The sequence below is a fragment of the Amycolatopsis sp. 505 genome (assembly GCF_031625235.1).
Classification (GTDB): Bacteria; Actinomycetota; Actinomycetes; order Mycobacteriales; family Pseudonocardiaceae; genus Amycolatopsis.
Window position 1 is genome coordinate 13,418 of record NZ_JACKQP010000004.1, and the last position, 24,999, is coordinate 38,416.

23 protein-coding genes are annotated in these 24,999 nt (G+C 71.9%); 8 read left to right on the top strand and 15 right to left on the bottom strand.

The genetic code is table 11. The annotated features are described in order from the left end of the window. Positions 1-21: 21 nt before the first annotated feature. Positions 22-555, top strand: a complete 534-nt coding sequence (locus H5965_RS15930) for a methylated-DNA--[protein]-cysteine S-methyltransferase (RefSeq protein WP_310970631.1) — start codon at positions 22-24, stop codon at positions 553-555. 268 nt (positions 556-823) lie between these two features. Here H5965_RS15930 and H5965_RS15935 read toward each other — a convergent pair whose 3' ends face one another. The 3 genes from H5965_RS15935 to lysX all read right to left on the bottom strand — a co-directional run bounded on the left by H5965_RS15935 (position 824) and on the right by lysX (position 5,439). Further along, positions 824-1,414: a DinB family protein gene (locus tag H5965_RS15935; protein ID WP_310970632.1), complete on the bottom strand. Its 591-nt coding sequence runs from the start codon at positions 1,412-1,414 to the stop codon at positions 824-826. 71 nt (positions 1,415-1,485) lie between these two features. Further along, positions 1,486-2,052, bottom strand: coding sequence for a hypothetical protein (locus H5965_RS15940; protein ID WP_310970633.1), 567 nt, complete (start codon positions 2,050-2,052; stop codon positions 1,486-1,488). Positions 2,053-2,115: 63 nt separating this feature from the next. Further along, positions 2,116-5,439 carry a bifunctional lysylphosphatidylglycerol synthetase/lysine--tRNA ligase LysX gene (lysX, locus tag H5965_RS15945; RefSeq protein WP_310970634.1) on the bottom strand — a complete coding sequence of 1,108 codons (3,324 nt, stop codon included), beginning with the start codon at positions 5,437-5,439 and terminating at the stop codon, positions 2,116-2,118. 238 nt (positions 5,440-5,677) lie between these two features. Between lysX and panB the strand changes: the two genes are divergently transcribed. Beyond that, positions 5,678-6,547 (top strand): 3-methyl-2-oxobutanoate hydroxymethyltransferase, encoded by an 870-nt coding sequence (panB, locus tag H5965_RS15950; RefSeq protein WP_310970635.1) that lies wholly within the window; start codon positions 5,678-5,680, stop codon positions 6,545-6,547. Between the two features lie 5 nt (positions 6,548-6,552). On the opposite strand, the gene H5965_RS15955 is transcribed toward panB, so the two are convergent. Together H5965_RS15955 and H5965_RS15960 are read right to left on the bottom strand one after the other, a co-directional pair. Further along, a complete protein-coding gene (locus H5965_RS15955; protein WP_310970636.1) occupies positions 6,553-7,401 on the bottom strand; it encodes a cytochrome c oxidase assembly protein in 849 nt (282 codons plus the stop codon). Position 7,402: 1 nt separating this feature from the next. Further along, positions 7,403-8,329, bottom strand: coding sequence for an undecaprenyl-diphosphate phosphatase (locus H5965_RS15960; RefSeq protein WP_310970637.1), 927 nt, complete (start codon positions 8,327-8,329; stop codon positions 7,403-7,405). A 385-nt stretch (positions 8,330-8,714) separates the two neighbouring features. Between H5965_RS15960 and pip the strand changes: the two genes are divergently transcribed. Further along, on the top strand, positions 8,715-9,659 hold the full coding sequence (gene pip, locus H5965_RS15965; protein WP_310970639.1) for a prolyl aminopeptidase: 945 nt from the start codon (positions 8,715-8,717) through the stop codon (positions 9,657-9,659). Here the strand turns inward: pip and H5965_RS15970 are convergent. Continuing rightward, positions 9,645-10,196: a TetR family transcriptional regulator gene (locus H5965_RS15970; RefSeq protein WP_310970641.1), complete on the bottom strand. Its 552-nt coding sequence runs from the start codon at positions 10,194-10,196 to the stop codon at positions 9,645-9,647. The two genes, pip and H5965_RS15970, sit on opposite strands and share 15 nt — an antisense overlap. A 59-nt stretch (positions 10,197-10,255) precedes the next feature. On the opposite strand from H5965_RS15970, the gene H5965_RS15975 reads away from it, so the two are divergent. Continuing rightward, positions 10,256-11,035 (top strand): SDR family NAD(P)-dependent oxidoreductase, encoded by a 780-nt coding sequence (locus H5965_RS15975; protein WP_310970642.1) that lies wholly within the window; start codon positions 10,256-10,258, stop codon positions 11,033-11,035. Here the strand turns inward: H5965_RS15975 and H5965_RS15980 are convergent. The 5 genes from H5965_RS15980 to H5965_RS16000 all read right to left on the bottom strand — a co-directional run bounded on the left by H5965_RS15980 (position 11,032) and on the right by H5965_RS16000 (position 16,489). After that, positions 11,032-11,820, bottom strand: a complete 789-nt coding sequence (locus H5965_RS15980) for an ABC transporter permease (RefSeq protein ID WP_310970644.1) — start codon at positions 11,818-11,820, stop codon at positions 11,032-11,034. The two genes, H5965_RS15975 and H5965_RS15980, sit on opposite strands and share 4 nt — an antisense overlap. A 10-nt stretch (positions 11,821-11,830) precedes the next feature. Further along, complete coding sequence (locus H5965_RS15985) at positions 11,831-12,670, bottom strand: ABC transporter permease (RefSeq protein WP_310970645.1); 840 nt, start codon at positions 12,668-12,670, stop codon at positions 11,831-11,833. Between the two features lie 76 nt (positions 12,671-12,746). After that, positions 12,747-13,949: an ABC transporter substrate-binding protein gene (locus H5965_RS15990; protein ID WP_310970646.1), complete on the bottom strand. Its 1,203-nt coding sequence runs from the start codon at positions 13,947-13,949 to the stop codon at positions 12,747-12,749. Between the two features lie 18 nt (positions 13,950-13,967). Continuing rightward, positions 13,968-15,032: an ABC transporter ATP-binding protein gene (locus H5965_RS15995; protein ID WP_310970648.1), complete on the bottom strand. Its 1,065-nt coding sequence runs from the start codon at positions 15,030-15,032 to the stop codon at positions 13,968-13,970. A gap of 8 nt (positions 15,033-15,040) precedes the next feature. Further along, a complete protein-coding gene (locus H5965_RS16000; RefSeq protein WP_310970649.1) occupies positions 15,041-16,489 on the bottom strand; it encodes a gamma-aminobutyraldehyde dehydrogenase in 1,449 nt (482 codons plus the stop codon). Between the two features lie 110 nt (positions 16,490-16,599). On the opposite strand from H5965_RS16000, the gene H5965_RS16005 reads away from it, so the two are divergent. Both H5965_RS16005 and H5965_RS16010 read left to right on the top strand, forming a co-directional pair. Then, positions 16,600-17,334 (top strand): FCD domain-containing protein, encoded by a 735-nt coding sequence (locus tag H5965_RS16005; protein ID WP_310970650.1) that lies wholly within the window; start codon positions 16,600-16,602, stop codon positions 17,332-17,334. Positions 17,335-17,367: 33 nt separating this feature from the next. After that, entirely contained in the window at positions 17,368-18,078 is a 711-nt protein-coding gene (locus tag H5965_RS16010; protein ID WP_310970652.1) for a cache domain-containing protein, read from the top strand. On the opposite strand, the gene H5965_RS16015 is transcribed toward H5965_RS16010, so the two are convergent. Continuing rightward, entirely contained in the window at positions 18,075-18,422 is a 348-nt protein-coding gene (locus tag H5965_RS16015; RefSeq protein ID WP_310970654.1) for a hypothetical protein, read from the bottom strand. The genes H5965_RS16010 and H5965_RS16015 overlap by 4 nt on opposite strands. A gap of 25 nt (positions 18,423-18,447) precedes the next feature. Then, positions 18,448-19,893: a PucR family transcriptional regulator gene (locus H5965_RS16020; RefSeq protein WP_310970655.1), complete on the bottom strand. Its 1,446-nt coding sequence runs from the start codon at positions 19,891-19,893 to the stop codon at positions 18,448-18,450. A 100-nt stretch (positions 19,894-19,993) separates the two neighbouring features. Between H5965_RS16020 and gabT the strand changes: the two genes are divergently transcribed. Together gabT and H5965_RS16030 are read left to right on the top strand one after the other, a co-directional pair. Then, positions 19,994-21,349 (top strand): 4-aminobutyrate--2-oxoglutarate transaminase, encoded by a 1,356-nt coding sequence (gene gabT, locus H5965_RS16025; protein WP_310970656.1) that lies wholly within the window; start codon positions 19,994-19,996, stop codon positions 21,347-21,349. Continuing rightward, complete coding sequence (locus H5965_RS16030; protein ID WP_310970657.1) at positions 21,346-22,773, top strand: aldehyde dehydrogenase family protein; 1,428 nt, start codon at positions 21,346-21,348, stop codon at positions 22,771-22,773. Before gabT ends, H5965_RS16030 begins: the two co-directional genes overlap by 4 nt. On the opposite strand, the gene H5965_RS16035 is transcribed toward H5965_RS16030, so the two are convergent. Next, a complete protein-coding gene (locus tag H5965_RS16035; protein WP_310970659.1) occupies positions 22,745-23,521 on the bottom strand; it encodes a helical backbone metal receptor in 777 nt (258 codons plus the stop codon). The genes H5965_RS16030 and H5965_RS16035 overlap by 29 nt on opposite strands. Then, the gene (locus H5965_RS16040) at positions 23,518-24,924 is read right to left on the bottom strand and encodes an RNB domain-containing ribonuclease (protein WP_310970660.1); all 1,407 of its coding nucleotides are present in this window, start codon (positions 24,922-24,924) and stop codon (positions 23,518-23,520) included. The genes H5965_RS16035 and H5965_RS16040 overlap by 4 nt, the downstream gene beginning before the upstream one ends. Positions 24,925-24,999: the final 75 nt, after the last annotated feature.

Here is a 24,999-nt window from a genome sequence, read left to right on the forward strand (position 1 = left end):
TTCGGTCGTAGGCTGGACGCCATGACGACGGGGTTCACGGTGTTCGAGACGGCGATCGGCGCGTGCGGGCTGGCCTGGCGCGACGACGTCGTGATCGGGACGTCGCTGCCCGAGGGAAGTGCTTCGGCGACGCGGGCCTGGCTGATCCGGCGGTTCCCGGACGCCGTCGAGGGGCCGCCGCCGGCGCCGGTTCAGGAGGCGGTGGACGCGATCGTGGCGTTGCTCGGCGGCACGCGTCAGGACCTGGCTTCGGTGGCGCTGGACATGACCGGGGTCCCGGAGTTCAACCGGCGCGCGTACGAGGTCGCGCGGACGATCCCGCCGGGCAGGACGCTGACGTACGGCGACATCGCGCACCGGCTCGGCCAGCCGGGGTCGGCGCAGGCCGTCGGGCAGGCGATGGGGCACAACCCGTTCCCGATCATCGTGCCGTGCCACCGCGTGCTGGCCGCCGGCGGGAAGGACGGCGGGTTCTCCGCGCGGGGCGGCGTCGGGACGAAACGCCGGATGCTGGTGATCGAGGGCGCGCTGGCGGACGAGCCGACGCTGTTCTGAGCCTCCCGCGGTGCGCTCGGAGGGGCATCACGCGTGCCGGGATGGACGACACGCGTACCCAGGCGGACGACACACGTGCCGGGATGGACGACACACGTACCTGGACGGACGACACGCGTACCCAGGCGGACGACACGCGTACCTGGATGGACGACACGCGTGATTGGAGGGTCGGCTCGCGTGATTGGACGGACGACACGCGTGATTGGAGGGTCGACACGGGGGGGGCGGCTGGGTGGCTCGCGGGGGGGCGCGAGCCGGGCGGCTGTCAGGCTGGTTGGGTTGTCGGGGTCCAGGGCTTGATGAAGGGGGACTCGGGCCAGCCTTCGGCGGCGGCCATCAGGGGGAAGGCCGTGGCGCCGTCGATGTGCTCGCGGATGATGTCCGCGTGGCCGGCGTGGCGGGCCGTCTCCTGGATCAGGTGCAGCAGGACCCAGCGGACCGACCACGCCTCGACGTCCTGCGGGAACCACGGGACGCCCTTCGGGACCGGGACCGCCTGGCCGAGGTCCTCGATGCCCGCGATCACCTCGGCCGTGCGCGCGGCCACCTCGTCGTAGCGGGCCAGGACGCCCGCCAGGGTCTCGTCCGGGCGCAGCCGGTGCGCGTCCTCGTACTCCGCCACCGCCTCGTCGAACGGCTTCTGCGGGACCTGCAGCACCGTGTCCATCCAGCCGTACTCGGTGCTGGCGACGTGCTTGATCAGCCCGCCCACCGACAGCGTGCTCTTCGTCGAGGTGAGTCTCGCCTGCTCGTCCGTCAGCCCGTGGGCGGCCAGCCTGAGCACGTACCGCTGCTGCTCCAGGAAGCTCAGCAGCCCGTCACGCTCGTCGGCCACCGGGCGCACGTTTCCCGCCATGTCGATCCTTCCGCTCGGATTCCCTTGCGGCGATCGTGCCACCCGGCACCGACATTTTCGGGCGAATCCCGCTATCGGTGCACGTGCCGCGGGGCCGGCTTGACGAAGGCGTACGCCCCGCCGACGCCGTACAGGGCCGCGCGGACCACCAGCTGGACCCGCGTGAAGACGCCTTCGTACGTGCCCAGCTGCCGGGCGAGCACGACGGCCAGCCAGGTCGCCAGCACCACGGCCAGGCCCGCGACCGCGAGGGCGCGCCAGCCCGGCGGCCACCACATGATCAGGCTGATCACCCCGCCCACCAGGACCACGTTGAGCAGCGACGACAGCAGGTCGCTGCGCTCGGGGTAGGCGGCCTGCAGCAGCACCAGCACGCCGAACGCGCTCACCGAGATCGAGCTGAGCCGCGCCGACCAGTGGACCGGCCCGAGCCGGTGCAGCGGGGGCCCGGCGAGCACGAACGCGACCCCCGACACGGCGAGCAGGACGCGGAACACCGGCGGCCCGGTCAGCAGCGCCTCGGCCGGGTCGTGCACCGGGGACACCCCGGTCGGCAGGAAGAACTCCAGCAGCCAGCCCGAATACGCCAGGATGGCCACCCCCATCAGGAGGGCCGAGGCGATCCGAGCCGTGCGCACGAGGCAGAGCGTAAGCGACGGACCGCGCCACGGCCCGTCGCCGTGACCAGGTCCACCGACTCGTTATGCCTGCGGTCGGACGAAGGGGAACAGGACCGTCTGGCGGATCGACGCCCCCGTCAGCATCATCATCAGCCGGTCGACACCCAGGCCGAGCCCGCCGGTCGGCGGCATGCCGTGCTCCAGGGCGAGCAGGAAATCTTCGTCCAGTTCCATCGCTTCGACGTCGCCGCTGGCCGCGCGCAGCGACTGCGCTTCGAGCCGCCGCCGCTGCTCGATCGGGTCGGTCAGCTCCGTGTAGGCCGTGCCGACCTCGGAGCCGAACGCGATCAGGTCCCAGCGCTCGGCCAGCCGAGGGTCGGCGCGGTGCTGGCGGGTCAGCGGCGAGACGTCGGTCGGGTAGTCGGTGTAGAACGTCGGCAGCACGGTCGCGCCCTCGACGAGGTGCTCGAACGCCTTGAGCACGAGGTCGCCGTGGCTCGGGTTCTCCCCCACCGGCACGCCCGCGGCCGCGCACAGGCGGCGCAGGTCGGCCACCGGCGTCCCCGGGCCGACCTGCTCGCCGAACACCGCCGAGACGGCTTCGTGCACCGGAACCACCGGCCAGTCCCCGGAAATGTCGTACTCGACGACCTTCCCGTCCGCGTCGGGCCGCCGCACGATCTGGGCGCCGTACGCCGCTTCGGCCGCGTGCTGGACCAGCTCGCGGGTCAGCGTCCGCATCGTGTCGTAGTCCGCGTAGGCCTGGTACGCCTCGATCATCGTGAACTCGGGGTTGTGGGTCGCGTCGACGCCTTCGTTGCGGAAGTTGCGGTTGAGCTCGAAGACGCGCTCGACGCCGGCCACGCACAGCCGCTTGAGGTAGAGCTCGGGCGCGATCCGGAGGTACATCCGCATGTCGTAGGCGTTGATGTGGGTGACGAACGGCCGGGCGTTGGCCCCGCCGTGGACCGTCTGCAGCATCGGCGTCTCGACTTCGAGGTAGTCGGCGTGGTGCAGCCGGTCGCGCACCGCGCGGACCACAGTGGACCGCAGCCGCAGCATGGCCGTCGAGTCCGGGTTGACCGCCAGGTCGAGGTAGCGCTGCCGGACCCGCGTCTCCGGGTCGGTGAGGCCCTTGCGCTTGTCGGGCAGCGGGTGCAGGCACTTCGCGGTGACCGTCCACTCGTCGACGAGCACCGAGAGCTCGCCCCGCTTCGACGTCACGACCTGGCCGCTGACGCCGACGTGGTCGCCGAGGTCGACCCCGGTCCGCCAGCGGTCGAGGTCCAGCTCGCCGACCTCTAGCATCAGCTGGATCTCGCCGCTGAAGTCCTTGACGCGGGCGAAGCACAGGCCGCCGAGGATGCGCAGGTTCAGCACGCGCCCGGCGATCCGGACCCGGTGCCCGGTGCTCGTGTCCGGGGCCAGGTCGCCGTACTTCGCCACGACGTCCCCGATGTGGTCGTCGCGGCGGAAGCCGACCGGGTAGGGGTCGATGCCGGCCTCGCGCAGCTTGGCGAGCTTGGCGATCCGGACGCGGACCTGTTCGGGCCGCCGCACGGTCTTGGCCGCCGGTGCCGCCGCCGACTCCTCGATCTCCTTGACGTGGGCGACGAAGTCCTCGCTGACCGTCTCCAGCCGCAGCGACCGCGCCCGTCCGGTCGGGACGAATCCTTCGAGGGCGCCCGCGACGATGCCGACGCGCGGCAGCCGCCGGGCCGAGGAGTAGCAGAGGAACCGCGGCTCCCAGTCCGGGCCGTACTTGGCGTTCGACCGGTACAGCGACTCCAGCTGGAAGAACCGCGAGAAGACGCTCAGGATCCCGCGCCAGGCCCGCAGCACCGGACCGGCGCCGATCCGCTCGCCCTCGGAGAACACCGCGCGGAACATCGCGAAGTTGAGCGAGATCCGCTGCGCGCCGAGGTGCTGGGCGGCCGCGACGGTCTCGGCGATCATGTACTCGTTGAGGCCGTTCTCGGCGTCGCGGTCGCGGCGCATGAGGTCCAGCGAAAGCCCGCGGCGGCCCCACGGGACGAACGAGAGCAGCCCGCGCAGCTCGCCGTGGGCGTCGTAGGCCTCGACCATCACGCTGCGGCCGTCACTGGCGTCGCCGAGGCGGCCCAGCGCCATCGAGAAGCCGCGCTCGGTCTCGGCGCCGCGCCAGGCCTGCGCCCGCCACAGCAGCTCGGTCATCTCGGCGTCGGGGATTTCGCCGTGACGGCGGACCCGCGAGGTGTAGCCGGCGCGCTGGATGCGCTTGACGGCCTGGCGCACCGACCGCCGCTCCGGGCCGGCCAGGCTGAACTCGCGGACGTCGAGCACGGCTTCGTCGCCGATTTCCAGCGCGCGCAGGCCCGCGCCGGTGTACGCCTTGGCGCCGCGCTCGCTCGCCCCGAGCACGCCCGGGGTCCAGCCGTACGTGCGCGTCTCGTCGAGCCACGCGCGGACCGCGTCGGGCCACGCCTCCGGGTCGCCGACCGGGTCGGCGCTGGCGACGCTGGTACCGCCGAGGACGCGGTAGGTCACCGCCGCGCGGCCGTTCGGCGCGAAGACGACGCTTTTGTCGCGCCGGGTGGCGAAGTAGCCGAGGGAGTCGTCCTCGCCGTGTTCGGCGAGCAGCTTGCGCAGGCGGAGCTCGTCTTCGTCGGTCCGCAGCGCCCGGCTGCGCACGCCGCGGAAGAGCAGGTACAGGGCCGCGGTGGCGACGGCGGTCGCGCTGAGGTCGAGGAGGACGTCCAGCCAGCCGGGACCTTCGCCGACGCCGATCCGGCGCAGCTGCAGGTTCTCGCCGGTGGCGTGGTTGACGACCCAGGCGAAGCGTTCCCACGTGTCGCCGAGGTGGCCGGGGAACGCCTCGACCAGGCCCCAGCCGACCAGGATGACCACGGCGAAGCCGCCGAACAGCATGCTGAGGCCGTCGCGCCAGGCGCTCGGTGCGAGCCGGGCGGGGAACGCCGGGCGCAGCGCGAGCAGGAACACGATCAGCCCGATCGACACGACGTCGGCGATGGTCAGCACCCACAGCTGCGCGGGGATGTGCCGGACCTGCTTCGGGCCGAGCGTCAGCAGTTCGGGTGACCACAGCAGGGTCGCCTGCAGGGCCAGGGTGAGCAGCAGGCCGCCGATCTGGAACAGCACCAGCGTGTACAGCGCCGCCTTCTTGCGGCGGCGCAGCGCGCCCCCGAGCACCACCAGCAGCAGCACCATGACCAGGCTCTCGCTGGTCGGCACGCTCAGGCCGGAGAAGGCCATGTCGATGCCGTTGAGCAGGTGGCCGCGCGGGCCGCCGGTGAAGAGCAGGATCACCGAGAACACCGCGGCCAGCTGGACCACGGTCGCGACGATGCCGCCCGCCTTCGCCTTCCAGGCGGGGAGGCGACGGCGCGAGCTCGCGAGGTTTCCCATGGGTGGTTTCGTCGCCTTTCGCGGCCGGTCGGGGGTCATGCCCTCTTCTTGACGCAAGTGAACCCGCATCGGTTGTCCCCGGACATCAACCTGAAGGCTGACGGCCGGTCCTCCCCGGGGGTGTGAAGCTGGTCGCACGCGGTTGGGGCCGGTCCGGGGGCGTGTCACCCTTTGAGACGCCTCTGCTCCACGACCCGGGGACCTCACCGAGGCCTCGAGGGAAGGACGGTCGACGACGATGTCCGCCAGCACCGAAGAACCCGCCCCCTACGGCACCGGGCCCGCCGCTCCCGCGGCCAAGTCCCCGGGCCGGAAGGTCCGCGTCCACCACCTGCGCGAGCTCAAGGAACGCGGGGAACCGTGGCCCATGCTCACCGCGTACGACATGTACACCGCCGCCCTGTTCGACGAGGCCGGGATCCCGGTGCTGCTCGTCGGCGACTCCGCGGCCAACAACGTCTTCGGCTACGACACGTCGCTGCCGGTGACGGTCGACGAGCTGCTGCCGCTGGTCCGGGCCGTCACCCGATCGGTCAAGCGGGCCCTGGTGGTCGCCGACCTGCCGTTCGGCTCCTACCAGCTCTCGCCGCAGCAGGCGCTGGAGACGTCGGTGCGGTTCATGAAGGAGGGCCGCGCGCACGCCGTGAAGCTCGAAGGCGGGCGGCGGTTCGCCCCGCACGTCGAGGCGCTGACGTCGGCCGGCGTGCCGGTGATGGGCCACATCGGGTTCACCCCGCAGAGTGAACACAACCTCGGCGGCTACCGGGTGCAGGGGCGCGGCGAAGCGGCGGACGTGCTGCTCGCCGACGCGCTGGCGCTGCAGGAGGCCGGGGCGTTCGCGGTGGTGATGGAGATGGTGCCCGCCGAGGCCGCCAAGCGCGTCACCGCGGAGCTGAAGATCCCGACGGTCGGCATCGGCGCCGGTCCGGACTGCGACGCGCAGGTGCTCGTCTGGCAGGACATGGCCGGGCTGCGGCGCGGCAAGGCACCGCGGTTCGTCAAGCGCTACGCCGACGTCGCGACGGTGCTGCAGGACGCGGCCACGGCGTTCGCCGAGGACGTCCGGCGCGGGGAGTTCCCGGCGCCGGAGCACGCGTTCCACGACTGAGCCCGTCACCGGCGCTTGAACCGTTCCGCGAGCGCCGGGTCGTTCTCCCACCACAGGCCGGTCGGCGGCGCTTCGTCCAGCCGGACGTCGAGCTGCTTCGCCCGCCGTTCGTCGTCGCGGGCCCACCGCACGAACAACGCGACGACGAACGGCAGGCCGGCGACGTCACCGCCGATCCACAGCACGCCCGCGCCGATGACCTGGTCGGTGCGCGGGTCGGGGCCCCAGCCGGGGTGCGCGGCCGCGTAGTGCGCCGGGGCGAGCAGCGGGCCGAGCCACAGCACCAGGCCGAGCGCGCCGTCGAAGATCACCTCGGCGAACGCGATCCACACCGAGACCAGGTGCGGGTCCTCCCGCGGGGTCGGATCGAGCCCCAGGCGCGTCCAGAAGTAGGTGAAGCCGGCCAGCACGAGGGCCAGCCGGACCAGGCCGTCGACGAGCGGCGAGCGCAGCGTGAGGTCGTAGAGCGGCGTCAGGTACAGCACGAGCACCGGCGCGACCAGGACGACCGTGACGACCGGCGGGAACGTCAGCGCGCGGGCGAGCGGGCCACGGCCATGCCGCCGCAGCCACCGGGCGTCGACGGTGTCGGAGAGCAGCCGGACGGGCGCGCCCAGGGCCAGCAGCAGCGGCGTGATCATCAGCAGCGTGACCGTCTGGACCGCGCGGACCCAGAAGAACGTCGTGTCGTAGGTCGCCAGCGGCGAGCAGGTGACGATCAGAATCGTCGCGAGCCCGGCGAGGAACGCCGTCGTGCGGCCCGGGGGCCAGCCGCGGCCGCGGGCCGCGCGGACGTAGAGCGTCCCCGCGGCGAGCACGCCGAAGACGGCCGGGGCGTCGAACGTCAGCGGCATCTCAGACCGCGAAGAAGATCAGGCTGCCGATTCCGGCGACCACGCAGTAAATGGCGAACGGGGTCAGAGTGCGCGTTTCGAAGTATCCGGTGAGGAACCGGACAGAAACGTACGAAGCCACCCCGGCGATGACGCTGCCGACGAGCGCCGGGCCGAGTGAAGCGTGGTTTTCGGGGGCGAACAGCGTCGGCATCTTGAGCACACCCGCGGCGAGGATCACCGGCGTGGCGAGCAGGAAGGCGAACCGTGCGGCGTCCTCGTGACCCAGCCCGCGGCGGAGGCCGGCGACCATGGTGATGCCCGAGCGGCTGATGCCCGGCAGCAGCGCGAGGATCTGCGCGGCGCCGATCAGCACGGCCTCGCCGACCCGCAGCTTCGCCAACCGGACGTCGGTCGCCTCCTCGACCGAGACCGCCCGCATGACCAGCGTGTCTTCGGCCGAGAAGTCCACTGTGTCCGCTTCCTCGGCGGGCCTGCGCCGGGAGAACTTCTCGGCGGCGTAAAGGACACCGCCGTTGAGCGCGAGGAAGATCGCCGACGGCACCGGCTTGCCGAGGAAGTCGCGCAGCAGGCTTTCCAGCAGCAGGCCGGCCAGCCCGACCGGGATGGTGGCGAGCACCAGCAGCCAGGCGAGCCGCTGGTCGGGGGTGCGGACTTCGCGGTGGCGGAGGGACGTCCAGAGGCCGCCGATGATCCGCACCCAGTCCTTGCGGAAGAACAGGACCAGCGCGAGCGCGGTGGCGACGTGCATCGCCACCAGTACCGCGAGGTACGGCGAATCCTTCCCGATGCTCAGGTCCCGCTGCCACGAGCCGCCGAGCCAGGCCGGCAGCAGGATGCTGTGGCCGAGACTGGACACCGGAAACAATTCCGACACCCCTTGCAATGCCCCGACGACAATCGCCTCGAAATAGGTCACCGCGGACATTCCGTACCCCTTTTTGCCGAATCCCGACACCGGAAAGTACCGGCCCTTTCGTAAGCGCCGGGCAAGGGGGACGCGCGCACTCAGCGTCCTCACAGCGGGCGTTCACATCCATGAACATCAATCATGTTCTTGACTGGTGTTCGACTCGTGGCTTAGCGTTTAGCCCGTCGCCGCCACGACGAAGCATCGACCCTCGACGAGGAGGACGAAATGCGTGCGCGGATCACCGACCCACCCGTTTCCCCCCGCGGCGGCTGACGCCCTCGGACCGGGGACCCGCTCAGCCCGGCGGCGGGGGCGGGTCCCCACCTTTTCGGTCGTCGTCCCGGCTCTCGGCGGCGGGGCGCCGGGGCGACGGCCGAACCCCTACGGCACAGTGACTTGCATGGACGAGCTGTACCCGCCGATCGCCCCGCGTGCCGAAGGGTTCCTGGAAACCGGTGACGGGCACCGGATCCGCTGCCAGGAGGCGGGCAACCCGGCCGGGAAGCCGGTCGTGGTGCTGCACGGCGGTCCCGGCAGCGGGATCGCCCCGATGGCCCGGCGGCACTTCGACCCGGCGGCGTACCGGATCGTCCTGTTCGACCAGCGCGGCTCGGGGCAGTCGACGCCGGGCGCGCACGACCTGGGTGCGAACACCCTGTGGCACCTGGTTTCCGACATGGAGACCCTGCGCGAGCGGCTCGGCATCGACCGCTGGCAGCTCTTCGGCGGCTCCTGGGGCGCGACGCTCGCGCTCGCCTACGCCGAGACACACCCTTCGCGCGTCAGCGAGATCATCCTGCGGGGCGTGTTCACCGTCCGGCAGAGCGAGCTGGACTGGATCTACCGCGGCGGCGCGGCCCACCTGTTCCCCCGCGAGTGGGAGGCGTTTCTCGCGCCGTTGCCCGTTTCCCTGCGCGACGACCCCCTCGCCGGGTACGCGGTGCTGCTCGACGATCCCGCCGAGGAGGTCCGCCACCGCGCGGCGGTCGCCTGGAGCACCTGGGAGGGCGCGACGGTTTCGGTACTGCCGCAGGAGTCGTTCGTCCGCCAGTACGCGGACCCGGCGTTCGCGCTGACCTTCGCGCGGCTCGCGGTCCACTACTTCACCCACGGCGCCTGGCTCGACGACAGGCAGCTGATCCGGGACGCGGGCAAGCTGGCCGGCATCCCGGGTGTGCTGGTCCAGGGCCGGTACGACACGGTGTGCCCGCCGGTGACGGCGTACGAGCTGCACCGGGCGTGGCCGGGATCCGAGCTGAAGCTGCTCGAGGGCGCGGGCCACGCGGTGACGGACCCGGGCGTGCTGGCGGCCCTGCGCGCGGCGACGGACTCATTCCGCGAGTAGCACGGCGAACACCTTCTCGAGCTTGCCCCGCAGGACCTCTTCGTCCGCGCGGTTGAGCTCGGTGCTCCCGAGCAGGGTGCGCATCACCCAGAACCCGGCGATCACCGACAGCGCCAGCGCCGGGTCCGCCGGCGCGCGGTGCGGGAGCAGGCCGGCCAGGTGCTTCTCGACGTGCCGCTCGATGCCGGCTCGCAGGAGCTCCGCGGCCCGCGGGTTGGCCGCCGAACGCAGCATCAGCAGGAACGGGTCGAGCCGTCCGGCGTCCGGAGCCGTCCGGCGCACGAGCGAGGCCGCGAGGTCCGCGGCGAGCGTCGCCGGGTCGTCGGTGAGCACGGTCCGCTCGGCCATCGCCGCGTCGACGACCTCGGCGAAGAGGCCTTCCTTCGAGCCGAAGTAGCGGTTGACGAGCATCGCCGTGACGCCGGCCGATTCGGCGATCTCGCGCACGCCGACGCCGTCGTAGCCGGCCCGGGTGAACGCTTCGAGCGCGGACGCGAGGATCGCTTCCCGGGTCGCGGCGGCGTTGCGGGGTCTCATGTATACGAGTGTAGACTTCCCCTAAGTCTACAGCCGTAGACCTCAGCGAAAGGCACTTCATGGATCTCGAAATCGCAGGCAAGCGCGCTCTGGTCACCGGTTCGAGCGCGGGTCTCGGCGAGGCGATCGCGCGGTTGCTGGCCGCCGAAGGCGCGGCCGTGGTCGTCCACGGCCGGAACGCGGCCCGCACGGAGCAGGTGGCGGCGTCGATCGGGGCGGCCGGGATCGCCCTGGGCGATTTGTCGACCGACGCGGGAGCAGACGCGGTCGCCGCGGCGGCCGGGGACGTCGACATCCTGGTCAACAACGCCGGCGCCTACGACCACCTGGGGTGGGGCGACGCGACCCCGGCGGACTGGACCGCGATGTACGAGGCGAACGTCGTCTCGGCGGTCCGGATGATCCACCGGTGCGTGCCGGGCATGCGCGACCGCGGCTGGGGCCGGGTCGTCCAGATCGGCGGCGGGCTGGCGATCCAGCCCCTGGCCATGCAGCCGCACTACACGGCGACGCTGGCCGCGCGGCACAACCTGGCGGTGTCGCTGGCGCGCGACCTGGCCGGCACGGGCGTGACGTCGAACGTCGTCTCCCCCGGCGCGATCCTGGTCGACTCGGTGCGCGAGCTGCTGACGTCGATCGCCCCGCAGCACGGGTGGGGCACCTCGTGGGACGACATCGAACGCGCCGCGGCGCGCGAGCTGGTCCCGAACGACACCGGCCGCCTGGGCCGCCCCGAGGAGATCGCGGCCGCGGTGGGCTACCTGGTGAGCCCGGCGGCGGCCTACGTGAGCGGCGCGACGATCCGCGTGGACGGCGGCACGATCCGGTCAGTGCACTAGAGCCGCCCGCCCGAAGCCGTGTCGCCGGACAGGCGTTGCGCCAGGTACACCGGGACCGTCGACGCCACGATCAGCACCGCCGCCACCACGTTCACGATCGGGGCCTGGTTCGGCCGGAACAGGTTGTTGTAGATCCAGATCGGCAAGGTCTCCATGCCCGTGCCGAGGGTGAACGTCGTCACGATGATCTCGTCGAACGACAGCGCGAACGCCAGCAGTCCGCCCGCCAGCAGCGCCGACCGCAGCATCGGGAACGTCACCAGGCGGAACGTCGTGAGGCCGGTGGCGCCGAGGTCCATCGACGCCTCCTCCAGGTTGCCGCCCATCCTCCGCAGCCGGGCCACGACGTTGTTGAACACCACCACGATGCAGAACGTCGCGTGCGCGATGATCGCCGTCAGCAGGCCGAGGTCGATGCCGAGGATCGTCCGGAACGCGTTGTTCAGCGCGATGCCCGTGACGATCCCCGGCAGCGCGATCGGCAGGATGATCAGCAGCGACACCGGGTTGCGGCCGAAGAACCGGTAGCGCTGCAACGCGAACGCCGCCATCGTGCCGAGCACCAGCGCGATCGCCGTCGCCGCCAGGCCCGCCTGCACGCTCGTCCACAGCGCGTGCAACGCGCCTTCGTTGGACGCCGCGCGGCTCCACCACTCCAGAGTGAAGCGGGACGGCGGCCAGCCGAACGTCGTGTCGGCGTTGAACGAGTTGAGCAGCACCACCACCAGCGGGAAGTAGATCACCGCCAGGCCGAGCCCCAGCGCCACCCACAGCACCCTGCGCACGAGAGAACTCCTAGAGGTTGTCCAGCGCGCCGGTGCGGCGCACGGCGGCCAAGTACGCGAGCATGATCACGACCGGCACGGTCGCCACCGTCGCCGCGAACGGGAGGTTGTTGGCCGCGCCGATGTTGTCGTAGACGACGTTGCCGAGCATCTGGGAGGTGCCGCCGACGATCTTCACCGCGATGTAGTCGCCCAGGGACAGCGAAAACGTGAAGATCGAGCCCGCCACGATCGCCGGGAACGTCAGGGGCAGGATCACCGAGCGGAACGTCCGCAGCGAGCGGGCGCCGAGGTCGCCGGACGCGTCGACCAGGGAGTCCGGCAGCCGGTCGAGGCCCGCGTAGATCGGCAGGATCATGTACGGCAGCCAGAGGTACGACAGCGTGATGATCGTGGCCGTGACGCCGTACCCGGGCGAAATCGAGCTCAGGGCGCCGTTGCCGGACAGCATCGAGCGCCAGGCGTACGCCTTCACCAGGTAGCTGGCCCACAGCGGGGTCATCACCGCGATCACCAGGATCCGCTGCGCCCGCGGCGAAGCGAGCTTGGCCATCGCGTAGGCCATCGGGAACGCGACGACGGCGTCGATCACCGTCACCAGCGCCGCGATCCCGACCGTGCGGAAGGTGATCGTGCGGTACACCGCGTCGGTGAACAGCGTCTCGAAGTTGCCCAGCGACCAGTCGATGACGACCTGGCCGGTGAAGGCGTCGGTGTGCCAGAACGCCGTGACGAACAAGGCGGCGAGCGCGCCCAGGTAGGCCAGGCCGAGCCAGAGCAGTGGGGCCGACAGCAGGAAACCCAGGCGCAGCTTGGGTTTCCGGTAGAAGAAGGCGGAAACGGCGGTCATCGCACCTCGCAGGGTGAAGGCCGGACGCGGCGGGCGGAGTGGGGGGACACAGCCCGCCGCGTCCGGGGTTCGGGGGTCAGCCCTTGATCTCGGTCCAGGCCTTCGTCCACTCGCCGTAGTCCTTGCACTTGACGTCCGTGCGGCCGTCGAGGCACTGCGGGATCGGCGTGGTCCAGTACGCGATCTTCGCCGCGTACGCCGCGTCGTTGGCGTGGTAGGTGTCGCAGAGCGTCTTGTCCGACATCTCCGCGCACGCCTTCGTGTTCGCCGGCGCTTCGCCGAAGTACTCGGCGACCTGGGCGTTCACCTTTGGGCTGATGATGTAGTCGAGCCACTTGTACGCGCACGTCTTGTGCGCCGACTTCGCCGCCACCATCCAGGTGTCCGACCACCCGGTCGCGCCCTCGCTCGGCACCGCGGCCTCCAGCGGCGCGCCCTCGCCCTTGGTCAGGTTGACCGTGACCTGCCAGGCGGTGCCGACGACGGCGTCGGCGTTCTTCAGCGCCTGCGACTCCTTGAGGTAGTCCGACCAGTACTCGGACACCAGCGGCCGCTGCTGCTTGAGCAGGTTCACCGCCGCGGTGAACTGCTTGTCGTCGAGGGCGTACGGGTTCTTGATGCCCAGGTCCGGCTGGTGGGTCTGCAGGTACAGCGCCGCGTCGGCGATGTAGATCGGCGAGTCGTAGGCGATCACCTTGCCCTTGTAGGGCGAGTTCGCGTCGAACATCACCGACCACGACGTCGGCGCCGGGGTCACCTTGTCGGTGCGCCAGGTCAGCAGGTTCGCGCCCCAGCCGTGCGGGATCCCGTACGCCGTGCCGTTCACGCTGTTCCACGACTTGTTCTTGAGGAACGGCTGGACGTCGTTGTAGTTCGGCACCAGGTCGGTGTTCACCGGCTCGGCGTCCCCGGACGCGACCAGCCGCAGCGACGCGTCACCCGAGGCCGAAACGACGTCGTACTGCCCGGTCTTCATCAGTGTCACGGCCTCGTCGGACGTCCCGAACGGCTTGACGTTCACCTTGCACCCGGTCTGCTGCTCGAACGGCGTGACCCAATTGACCTTCGGGTCGTTCGACCCGTTCTCCGCGTACCCCGGCCAGGCGAGGACGTTCAGCTGTCCCTCCGGCTGCCCGAGCGCCTTCAGCGCTTCTAGCTTCGGCGGCGTGAAGCCCTGCGCGCCCGGCGGCGCGGCGGAATTCGAGCCGGACGTGCCACATGCAGCCAACAGCAGGCTGGCGCCGATGAGACCGGCGAGCCGCGTCTTCCTGTTCTTCATGGCAACCCTTCTGAAGGACTACTGGACCTGGAAGCTGTGTTCGTTCCGCCAGCTGAGCCGGACGCGCCCGTCGGCGAACGCCGCGCCGTCGGTGTTCTGCCGGACGACCGAAAGCCGGCCCCCGGCGTCGAGCGCGACCGAGTACCGCACGGTCGCCCCGGCGTAGACGACGTCGGTGACCGTGCCCGTCGCGGTGGTGTGCCCGGCCGCGGCGGGCTCGGACAGGTCGCCGTCGATGCGGATCTTCTCCGGCCGGATGCTGAACAGCCCCGGCCGGCCGATGACGCTCTCGGCGCCACGCCCGCCCAGCAGGTTGGACGTCCCGACGAACCCGGCGACGAACGCGCTCGCCGGGCGTTCGTAGACCTCCTCCGGGGGGCCGACCTGCTCGATCCGGCCGTCGTTGAACACCGCGATGCGGTCGCTCATGGTGAGGGCTTCGTCCTGGTCGTGGGTGACGAAGACGAACGTGATGCCGACGTCCCGCTGGATCTGCTTGAGCTCCAGCTGCATCGCCTGCCGCAGCTTGAGGTCGAGCGCGCCGAGCGGCTCGTCGAGCAGCAGCACCTTGGGCCGGTTGACCAGCGCGCGGGCCAGGGCGACGCGCTGGCGCTGCCCGCCGGACAGCTGCGCGGGCTTGCGGGAGCCGTAGTCCTCCAGCCGCACGGTCTTCAGCGCTTCGAGCGCGCGCTCCCGGCGCTGCTGCTTCGGGACGCGCTTGACGCGCAGGCCGTATTCGACGTTCTGCTGCACGTTCATGTGCGGGAAGAGCGCGTAGTCCTGGAACACCGTGTTGACGTCCCGCTCGAACGGCGCGAGCCGGCTCACGTCGTGGCCGTCGAGCTCGATCGTGCCCTCGGTGGGCAGCTCGAACCCGGCGATCATGCGCAGCACCGTCGTCTTGCCGGAGCCGGACGGGCCGAGCATGGAGAAGAACTCGCCCGGCGGGATGTCGAGGTCGACGCCGTCGACCGCGTGGACGTCGCCGAAGTGCTTGCGCAGCCCGGAAAGCCGGATCGCCGGGCGCGTGCTTTCCGGCGCGGCGGGCTCTTCCCGCGTCCCGGACGGTGCTTGGTTGGGCATCGCGACCCTCACAGTGCGCTCATCACGTGCTTGACGCGCGTGTAGTCCTCGAGGCCGTAGAGGGAGAGGTCCTTGCCGTAGCCGGACTTCTTGAACCCGCCGTGCGGCATCTCGGCGACCAGGGGGATGTGCGTGTTGATCCAGACGCACCCGAAGTCGAGCTTCGCGGCGGCGCGCATCGCCCGCTGGTGGTCGCGGGTCCAGACCGACGACGCGAGGGCGTACTGGACGCCGTTCGCGAGCTTCAGGGCTTCGGCTTCGTCGGAGAACCGCTGGACGGTGATGACCGGGCCGAAGATCTCGTTCTGGATCGCCTCGTCGTCCTGCCGGAGGCCGGAGACGACGGTGGCCTCGTAGAAGTAGCCTTCGTCACCGGCCCGGTGTCCTCCACAGTGGACGGTCGCGTGCTCGGGCAGCCGGTCGATGAACCCGGCGACCTTCTCGAGCTGGGCGGCGTTGTTGAGCGGGCCGTAGGCGACGTCTTCGTCGTCCGGCTTGCCGGTCCTGGTCTGCTCGGCCTGCCGGGTGAGCGCGGCGACGAAGGTGTCGTGCACGTCTTCGGCGACCAGTACGCGCGTGGCGGCGGTGCAGTCCTGGCCCGCGTTGAAGTACCCGGCGACGGCGATGGCCTCGGCGGCCGCTTCGAGGTCGGCGTCGCCGAAGACGATGACCGGCGCCTTGCCGCCGAGTTCCAGGTGCACGCGCTTGACGTCGTTCGCGGCCGACCGCGCCACCTCGATGCCGGCCCGGACCGAGCCGGTGATCGACACCATCGCCGGGATGTCGTGCTCGACCAGCGCGCGGCCGGTGTCGCGGTCGCCGCAGATCACGTTCAACACCCCGGGCGGGAAGAACTCGCCGGCGATCTCGGCGAGCAGCAGGGTCGACGCCGGGGTGGTGTCGGAAGGCTTGAGGACGACGGTGTTGCCGGCGGCGAGGGCGGGCGCGATCTTCCAGATGGCCATCAGCAGCGGGTAGTTCCACGGCGTGACCTGCGCGCAGACGCCGACCGGCTCGCGGCGCACGAACGACGTGTGGCCTTCCAGGTACTCCCCCGCGGCCCGGCCTTCGAGCACGCGCGCGGCCCCGGCGAAGAAGCGGACCTGGTCGAGGACCATCGGGATCTCTTCGGCCATCGTCAGGGCGACCGGCTTGCCGGTGTTCGCGGACTCGGTCGCGACCAGCTCTCCGGCTCGGGCTTCGAGGGCGTCGGCGAGCTTGAGCAGCGCGAGCTGGCGCTGGGAGGGCGTGGTTTCCCGCCAGGTCTCGAACGCGGTCGCGGCGACCTGCAGCGCGTTGTCGACGTCTTCGGGGCCGGCGATCGGGGCGGTGCAGTAGGGACGTCCGGTGACGGGGTCGACGATCTCCGCCGTCCGGCCCGACTTGGACTCGACGTACGCGCCGCCGACGTAGTGCTTGAGCTCCTGCGGCGGGGTGGGTGGGCTGGCAGAAGACACGGTCACTCCTCGGTGCTGACGGGAGCTAAAACATATGACTCCATATGTAATAGGACAAGGGCATGAGGCAAGATTGGTGCGAACGGGTACTCCGACCGGCGAGGATCACGATGCGCAAGGGCATGTCGCACAGCGCGCGTTCCGCCATGTTCGCCCCGCTCGGCCAGATCGGGCGGGCGGAGGCGGTGGCGGCGCGGCTGGTCGACGCCATCACCCTCGGCCTGCTCGCGGACCAGGAGCAGTTGCCCAGCGAAGCCGACCTGGCCGCGCAGTTCGGCGTCTCGACGGTGACGGTCCGGGAGGCGCTGGTGGCCCTGCGGCAGCAGGGGCTGGTCGAGACGCGGCGAGGGCGCAGCGGCGGCAGCTTCGTGCGCGCGCCGGCCCACCCGCCCGCGGACGCGTGGCGCTCGCGGCTGCGCGAGGTGTCGCTGTCGGACCTGCGGGACGTCGGCGACCACTACCTGGCGATCGCCGGGGCCGCGGCCAAGCTCGCCGCCGAGCGCAGTTCTCCGGAGGACGTCGCCCGGCTGCGGCTGGCGACCGACGACCTCCGCACGGCCCACGGCATCGATTTCACCCGGGCGGAGCGGCAGTTCCACCTGGAGGTCGCGGCGGCCGCGCAGTCACCGAGGTTGACGCACGAAGAGGTCCACCTGCAGAGCGAGCTGGGTGGGTTGCTGTGGCTGCCGCTCGGGTCCACGGCACCCTCGTGCGAGGAACACGCGGCGATCACCGCGGCGATTTCCTCCGCGGACGGCGAGCTGGCCCGCAAGCTGACCGAGGAGCACCTGCTGGGCGCCCTCGACCGCCTCGCAGACGTGCACCTGGACCTGCTCACGCCGTAAACTTCCGCTACTCCGCGCATCGAGGTGAGCACCGTGAACGACACCCGCACGCTGGCCGGCGACGAGGTCGTCGAGCAGGTTTCCGCGTTGGTGGAAGGGGTTTTCGAGCGGCTCAAGCCCCTGCTGGCGGCCGCCGAGTCGGTCCTGGCGGACAGTCCGGCCGCGGCCGCCCTGCACCGGATCCGCCCGCAGGTCACCGAAGCACTGGGCGGGCTCATCATCGGCGCGGGGTTCGTCAGCGCCCCGAGCGTGCTGGCCGACTCGGAATTCGGCTTCGAGTGGTGGACGGGCTCGTCTTCGGAGCCGTCCCAGCTGTTCATCAGCCTCGACCCGGCGAGCGAGAACTTCCTGGACTACACGCGCCAGTCCTGGTTCACGGTCCCCCGCGACACCGGGCGGCGGCACATCAACGGCCCGTACGTCGATTACCTGTGCACCGACGAGTACACGCTGACGTTCACGATCCCGGTGTTCCGAGGCGATTCTTTCGCGGGGGTCGTCGGCGCGGACGTGTACGTGAGGGAGTTCGAGCGGACGGTGCGGCCGCGGCTGCGGTCGCTGGGGCGCGGGGCGGCGCTGCTGAACGCGCAGGGCCGGGTGATCGTGTCGAACAGCGTCCGGCAGCCGACGGGATCGCTGGTGCGGGAGGCGGACGTCCCGGCGTGGTGGTCGGCGGGCGCGGAGCCCGGCCCGGGCCTGCGGCGGTGCGGGGATTCGCCGATCGTGCTGGTGACTGCGGCTTAGGGACCGCCCAGCAGTGCGTACCGCACGAAGCAGCCCGGGCTGTCCCGCACGAGCACCGTCAACGGCGTTCCCTCGGGCACCGGCCGGGTCGTGAACACGGGGTGCGCCGGACCGAACAGCGTGCTCACCTCGCCGACCCGGGTCAGGGAGGTTTCGTCGCCGCCGAAGGGGGTGCAGTTCGTGGAGGCGCGGTAGTCCCGGCCATCGTGGTGGATGCGCGAGGGGAGCCCGCCGTTGCCGGGCAGGGCGTAGCCGAAGTGGTTCGCCGTCCACGGCAGGAACGCCATCCCGCCCGCCGCGAGCAGGACGACGGCAGCCACGACAGCCGCGCGTTTCCAGGTCACCTCCCGAAGACGCCCGTCGGGGTGTTCAGGTTTGCAGCGCCACCCAAAGTTCCGCGCGGACGCCCGGTGAGTCCAGGTCGCGGCCCAGCAGTTCCTGCGCCTTCGTGATCCGGTTCCGCAGCGTGTGCCGGTGGACGCCGAGCCGCGCGGCCGCCACGTCCCAGTGGCCGTGGTGTTCCAGCCAGCAGCGCAGCGACGCCACCAGGTCTCCGCGGCCCGTTTCGTCGTGGCGGCGCAGCGGGGCCAGGAGGTTTCCGGCGTGGACGCGGGCCACCTCCGGGTCGATCAAGGACAGCAGGCCGCGGCCGGTGTGTTCGGCCGCCGAGATGAGGATCTTGCCCTCGGCCTCCGCCGCCTGGGCCGCCAGGCCCGCCTGCTCGAGCCCGGCCGCGAAGTCGCGTGGGGCGACCGGGCCCGCCACCCCGCCGTGCAGCCCTCCGATCCGCACCGCCACCTCGGCGGCCTGCTCGACCACGCTCGCCGGCCCGAAAGCGACCACCGACGCCCCGGAACGCGCCGCGAACAGCTCGCCGTCCAGGGCCCCGAGCAGCTTGCGCCGGGCCGCGGGCGGGCCGAGGAACACCAGCACCGACCACGGCGCGGCCGGCGCCTCGGCCCCGGAAGCGGCCAGCACCCGCAGGGCCAGTTCGGCCTGGCCGCCCACGAGCAGCTCCACCAGCCCGGTCCGCAACGCCTCCCGCGCCGCCGCCTGCGCGCGATCCTGTTCCAGCGCCAGGGAAAGCACCGAGACCGCCGTGTTGACGATGTGCCGCCCCGCCGTGTCCAGGGACGCCCCGACGGCGAGCACCCGGCGCGCGCTGGTGTCCAGCGTTTGCAGCACGACTTCGTCGTCCCCCAGTGACACAACCCGCGTGCCGGTCTGCAGCCGCTCCAGCTCTTCGCGCAGCGAAGCGCCGTACGTCCGCGCGCTCGCCGGAGCCGCTTCGGTGACGGTTGTGCGGTCGAAGAGCAGCACCCAGCCGTCGACGAGCTTCGCCAGCTTGCGCAGCACACCCGCCGGGCCGCCCTTGCCGACCGCCGTGCGGGTCAGTTCCTGCTGGGCGCGGCCGATGCGGACCGTCGTCGCGTACTCGTCGGCCGCCACCGCGCGCGACACGGCCCGGGTGATCGCGATGAACGGTGTCTTCCGCGGCACCTCCAGCACCGGCAGCCCCACCGACGCCGCCGTCGTCACGAGTGAGCGCGGGACGGACTCGTGGCTGAGCCCGACGCCGAAGCCGAGGCCCGCGACCCCGGCGGCCACGAGCCGCCGGACGTAGGCCGGTGACGTCGCTTCGTCCAAAGCCAGGCCGGTGGTGAGCAGCAGCTCGCCGCCTTCGAGGAACGCCTGGGGCTCGGTCAGCTCCGTCGGGTGGACCCAGCCGATCGGGCGGTCCAGGACGTCTTCGCCGGTCAGCACCCGCAGCCCGAGCGGGCGCTCGGCGGCCAGCCGGGCCAGCGTGAGTGCCATAACGGCCAATTGTACGCGCGGAATTGTCCAGGACGGCCACCTGACGACCGTCCGGTAACCGCTCATCCTGAGGACGTCCCCGACTTCCCAGGAGCACGCCGTGACCGCAAGCACCACCGCCGGGCCGCAGGCGCCGGCGCCCCGCCAGCGCAGGCTGCAGACCGAAATCCCCGGCCCCGTCTCGCGCGAGCTGCAGCAACGCCGCACCGCTGCCGTCGCCGCCGGGGTCAGCTCGGTGCTGCCCGTCTACGTCACCTCCGCCAGCGGCGGCCTGCTCACCGACGCCGACGGCAACGTCCTGATCGACTTCGGCTCCGGCATCGCGGTGACGAACGTCGGGCACTCCGCGCCGGCCGTCGTCGACCGCGTCCGCAAGCAGGCCTGCTGGTTCACCCACACCTGCTTCATGGTCACGCCGTACGAGGGGTACGTCGAGGTCTGCGAAGCCCTGGCCGAGCTGACGCCGGGCGACCACGCGAAGAAGTCCGTCCTGTTCAACTCCGGCGCCGAAGCCGTCGAGAACGCCGTGAAGATCGCGCGCACGGCGACCGGGCGTCAGGCCGTCGTCGTGTTCGACCACGCCTACCACGGCCGCACCAACCTGACCATGGGCATGACCGCGAAGTCCATTCCCTACAAGCACGGCTTCGGCCCGTTCGCGCCCGAGATCTACCGCGTGCCGGGCTCGTACCCGTTCCGCGACGGCCTGTCCGGCCCCGAAGCCGCCGCGCTGGCCATCGACCGGATCGAGAAGCAGATCGGCGGCGACCAGGTGGCCGCGGTGGTCCTGGAGCCGATCCAGGGCGAGGGCGGCTTCATCGAGCCGGCGCGCGGCTTCCTGCCCGCGATCGCGGCCTGGTGCCGCGAAAACGGCGTCGTGTACGTCGCCGACGAGGTCCAGACCGGGTTCTGCCGCACCGGTTCGTGGTTCGCGTCCACCGACGAGGACGTGGTGCCGGACCTGATCGCGACGGCCAAGGGCATCGCGGGCGGCCTGCCGCTGTCCGCCGTCACCGGCCGCGCCGAGCTGCTGGACGCGGTCCCGCCGGGCGGCCTCGGCGGGACGTACGGCGGCAATCCGATCGCGTGCGCGGCGGCGCTCGGCTCGATCGAGACGATGAAGACGGAGAACCTGGCCGCGTCGGCCCGGCGCATCGAAGGTGCCGTGCTGCCGCGGCTGCGGGCGCTGGCCGCCGAGACCGGCGTGATCGGCGACGTCCGCGGGCGCGGCGCGATGCTCGCCGCGGAGTTCGTGAAGCCCGGTACGTCGGAGCCCGACGCCAACCTGACCAAGCGCGTCGCGGCGGCCTGTCACCGGGCCGGTGTGGTGGTGCTGACCTGCGGGACCTACGGCAACGTCGTCCGGCTGCTGCCGCCGCTGGCGCTGTCCAACGACCTGCTCGACGAGGGCTTGTCGGTGCTGGAGCACGCCGTCCGGACGGAGGCCCGCGCATGACGTTCCCGTTCTGGGTCGCCGGGAAGGCGGTGACCGGCGGCGCGACCGCGGTCGTCCGTCACTCCTTCGACGGCTCCGAGGCGGGGTCCCACTTCGTCCCTTCGCCGTCGGACGTCGAAGCCGCGGTGCAGGCCGCGGCGGACGTCGCCGACGAGTTCGCGACGCTGCCCGCGCACGTCCGCGCCGGGGCGTTGGACCACGTGTCCCGTTCGCTGGGTGAGCGGTCCGAAGAGATCGCCGCGCTGATCACGGCGGAGTCGGGCAAGCCGCTGAAGTGGGCCCGCGGCGAGGTGGGGCGCGCGGTGTCGACGTTCCGCTGGGCGGCCGAGGAGGCCCGCCGCTTCTCGGGCGAGCTGCAGCGGCTCGACACGGACCCGGGCGGCACCGGCCGGCTGGCGCTGGTCCGGCGCGTGCCGCGCGGGCCGGTGCTGGGCATCACGCCGTTCAACTTCCCGCTGAACCTGGTGGCGCACAAGGTGGCCCCGGCGATCGCGGTGGGCGCGCCGATCGTGCTCAAGCCCGCGCCGGCGACGCCGCTGACGGCGTTGCTGCTGGGCGAAATCCTGGCCGGCACCGATCTGCCGGCGGGGTCGTGGTCGATCCTGCCGGTGGACAACGAGACGTCGTCCCGCCTGGTCGAGGACCCGCGCCTGCCGGTGGTGTCGTTCACCGGCTCGGTCCCGGTGGGCTGGGCGATCCGCGACCGCGTGCCCCGCAAGCACGTGGCCCTGGAGCTGGGCGGCAACGCGGCGGTGCTCGTCTGTCCGGATTGGCCGGACCTGGACTTCGCGGCGCAGCGGATCGCGACGTTCGCGATGTATCAGGCGGGGCAGTCGTGCATTTCGGTGCAACGGGTGTACGCGCACGACTCGGTGTTCGACGCGCTGGCCGCGAAGGTGCTCGACCAGGTCCGCGCGCTGGGAGTGGGTGACCCGCGCACCGAGGGTGTCGACGTCGGCCCGTTGATCAACGTCGACGCCGCTTCCCGGGTTTCGTCGTGGGTTTCGGCGGCGGTTGCTTCCGGCGCGAAGTTGCTCACCGGCGGCGGGCAGTCGGGAGCCACGGTCGAGCCCACGGTCCTGGCGGACGTGCCGGAGGACGCGTCGGTGATGGCCGAGGAGGTGTTCGGGCCGGTGGTTTCGCTGGTCCGGGTTTCTTCGGTGGAGGAGGGCGTTTCGCGGATCAACGCGTCGCGCTTCGGGCTGCAGGCCGGGGTGTTCACCCGCGACGTCCCGACGGCGTTCGAGGTGTCGGCGGCCCTTCGCGTGGGCGGCGTGATCGTCGGGGACGTGCCGAGCTTCCGCGCCGACCAGATGCCGTACGGCGGGGTGAAGGACTCCGGTGTGGGGCGGGAAGGCCCGGCGTCGGCGATGGCGGACTTCACCGAGGAGCGCGTCACGGTCCTGACGGGATTGACGCTGTAAGAGCCTCGTGCGCCTCGACGAGTGACGGTCCGTACCACGTGAGGTGACGGCCCGAGACCAGGACGTACCGCGCGTCCGGGAAGTGGTCCGGGCCGTCCTCCTCGGTGAACAGGTACGGCTCGTCCGGCAGCACCAGCAGGTCCGCGTCCGCCGAGAAGTGCGCCCGCAGCTCCTCGATGTCCGGGCGCGGGTAGCGCTCCTCCGACGTCGCATACACGTTCGCCACGCCGACGCGGCGCAGGACGTCGCCGGCGAACGTGTCGCGGCCCAGCACGATCCACGGCTTGCGCCACACCGGGACCACCGCGTGGAAACGCACCGGCCGGACCTCGCGCCAGGCCTCTTCCGCCGCCACCAGCCACTCCGGCTCGGCGAGCTCGTACGCCTGCGTCAGGATCCGGCGCAGCGAGCCGAGCGCCGCGGGCACCGACGCCGCCGCGGCCATCACCCAGACCGGGATTCCGTTGGCGCGCAGCCGTTCCACGTCCTCCTGGCGGTTCTCCTCCGCGTTGGCCAGCACCAGGTCCGGCGCCAGGTCGAGCACGCGGTCCAGCTTCGGGTACTTCGACCCGCCCACCCGCGGAACGTCCAAAACGGACGGATGCGTGCAGTAGTCCGTCGCGCCCGCCAGCCGTCCAGGGGCGCTGACCTCGACCGCTTCGGTCAGGGACGGCACGAGCGACACCACTCGCGAAGCCGGCCCGGACAGCGGTACCGGTTCGCCGAGATCGTCGACCAGGTACGTCATGCGCGTTCGAACGACACCTTCCGCTTCTCGACGTCGACCGCGGTCAGCCGGACCGCGATCCGCTCCCCCGCGGTCAGCCGCTCCCCCGCGCACTTCGCCATCACCGTGGGGTCCTCGACCAGGATCTCCGCCTTGTTCTCGTCCGCGCGCAGCACCACCGCGCTGAACTCGCCGCCGACGTGCTCGGCCAGCACCCACGCCTCGACCTGGTCGATGCACGCCCGCTCGACCTTCGCGGCGAGCGCGTCCGACGCGCTCATCCGCTCCGGGACGTCGGCGAGCGCCGCCCGCACCCACTCCGGGACCTCGCGGCCGGCCGAGACGGCGAGGCAGATCTCGGTGGCGAACCGGTCCACCAGCCGCCGGATCGGGGCCGTGACGTGCGCGTACGCGCCGCCGATGCCCGCGTGCGTCGTCAGTGACGGCAGTTCGCCGTCGAACGCCGTGTAGCCCGCGCCGCGCAGCAGCCGGGTCGTGTCGGCGTAGAGCGCCATCGACGCCGGCTGCCCGGGATCCAATCGGGACAGGAACTCCGACACGGTCACTTCCGGCGCCCACGCGATGCCGAGCGCTTCGGCCGAGCGGCGCAGCCAGTCGACGGCCTCGGGCTCCGGGTCGGGCAGCGTGCGCAGAACGCCGATCCGCGCGTCGAGCATGATCCGCGCCGCGGCCATCCCGGTGAGCAGCGAGATTTCGGCGTTCCAGGCGTCGACGGCGGTGCGCGGGCGGCGGGCGAGCACCCAGCCGCCGTCCGGGTCGCCGGTGATCTCCTGCTCCGGCAGCTGCAGCTCGACGGCGCCGCGCCGGACGGCCAGCTCGCGCCGCCGCCGGCCCAGTTCCGGCAGCGCGGCGACCGACGGGTGCGGGTTCCCGGCGTCGAGGGCGGCCTGCACCGTCTCGTAGTCGAACTGCTCGGTGGACCGGACCAGCGCGCGGCGGACGCGGGTGGCGGTCGGCTCGCCGGCGTCGTCGGTCTCGATGGTCCAGAGCACCGCGGGCCGGATCTCGCCGGGCAGCAGACTGGCCGCGCCTTCGGAGAGCACCGGCGGGTGCAGCGGGACGTTGCCGTCGGGCAGGTAGAGCGTCTGGCCGCGCAGGCGCGATTCGCGGTCGAGGGCGCCGCCGGGCGGGATGAACGCGGCGAGGTCGGCGATGGCGTAGTGCACGCGGAAGCCGTGCGCGGTCTTCTCGACCACCATCGCCTGGTCCAGGTCCTTGGACCCGGGCGGGTCGATGGTGACGAACGGCAGGTCGGTCGCGTCCTCGCGGGGGCCGGCGCTGGCCAGCGGGTCGAGGACCGCCGCCTCCGCCTCGGCCAGCACCTCGGGCCCGAACGACTCCGGCAGCGAAAACTCGGCACGCAGGGGGCCGAAGTCCCCGCCCGCCGAGTGTGTCCTGATCACGAGGGGAGGCACCCCCCAACCCTAACCCGCGCCGGGCCCGGAGATCGCCCGATCGGGTGCGGGCCGGTCGGGTGT

What these genes read in the sequence shown, in the direction of transcription:
- H5965_RS15955 (WP_310970636.1), bottom strand. Translation starts at nt 7,401, where the DNA reads ATGCCGCTGACGTTCGACGCCCCGGCCGTCTTCGGCGTGCTCGCCGCG.
- H5965_RS15985 (WP_310970645.1), bottom strand. Translation starts at nt 12,670, where the DNA reads ATGACCGCCGTTTCCGCCTTCTTCTACCGGAAACCCAAGCTGCGCCTG.
- H5965_RS15995 (WP_310970648.1), bottom strand. Translation starts at nt 15,032, where the DNA reads ATGCCCAACCAAGCACCGTCCGGGACGCGGGAAGAGCCCGCCGCGCCG.
- H5965_RS15975 (WP_310970642.1), top strand. Translation starts at nt 10,256, where the DNA reads ATGGATCTCGAAATCGCAGGCAAGCGCGCTCTGGTCACCGGTTCGAGC.
- H5965_RS15960 (WP_310970637.1), bottom strand. Translation starts at nt 8,329, where the DNA reads ATGTCCGCGGTGACCTATTTCGAGGCGATTGTCGTCGGGGCATTGCAA.
- panB (WP_310970635.1), top strand. Translation starts at nt 5,678, where the DNA reads ATGTCCGCCAGCACCGAAGAACCCGCCCCCTACGGCACCGGGCCCGCC.
- H5965_RS15990 (WP_310970646.1), bottom strand. Translation starts at nt 13,949, where the DNA reads ATGAAGAACAGGAAGACGCGGCTCGCCGGTCTCATCGGCGCCAGCCTG.
- pip (WP_310970639.1), top strand. Translation starts at nt 8,715, where the DNA reads ATGGACGAGCTGTACCCGCCGATCGCCCCGCGTGCCGAAGGGTTCCTG.
- H5965_RS16020 (WP_310970655.1), bottom strand. Translation starts at nt 19,893, where the DNA reads ATGGCACTCACGCTGGCCCGGCTGGCCGCCGAGCGCCCGCTCGGGCTG.
- H5965_RS16035 (WP_310970659.1), bottom strand. Translation starts at nt 23,521, where the DNA reads ATGACGTACCTGGTCGACGATCTCGGCGAACCGGTACCGCTGTCCGGG.
- H5965_RS15935 (WP_310970632.1), bottom strand. Translation starts at nt 1,414, where the DNA reads ATGGCGGGAAACGTGCGCCCGGTGGCCGACGAGCGTGACGGGCTGCTG.
- H5965_RS15930 (WP_310970631.1), top strand. Translation starts at nt 22, where the DNA reads ATGACGACGGGGTTCACGGTGTTCGAGACGGCGATCGGCGCGTGCGGG.
- H5965_RS16005 (WP_310970650.1), top strand. Translation starts at nt 16,600, where the DNA reads ATGCGCAAGGGCATGTCGCACAGCGCGCGTTCCGCCATGTTCGCCCCG.
- H5965_RS15970 (WP_310970641.1), bottom strand. Translation starts at nt 10,196, where the DNA reads ATGAGACCCCGCAACGCCGCCGCGACCCGGGAAGCGATCCTCGCGTCC.
- lysX (WP_310970634.1), bottom strand. Translation starts at nt 5,439, where the DNA reads ATGGGAAACCTCGCGAGCTCGCGCCGTCGCCTCCCCGCCTGGAAGGCG.
- H5965_RS16030 (WP_310970657.1), top strand. Translation starts at nt 21,346, where the DNA reads ATGACGTTCCCGTTCTGGGTCGCCGGGAAGGCGGTGACCGGCGGCGCG.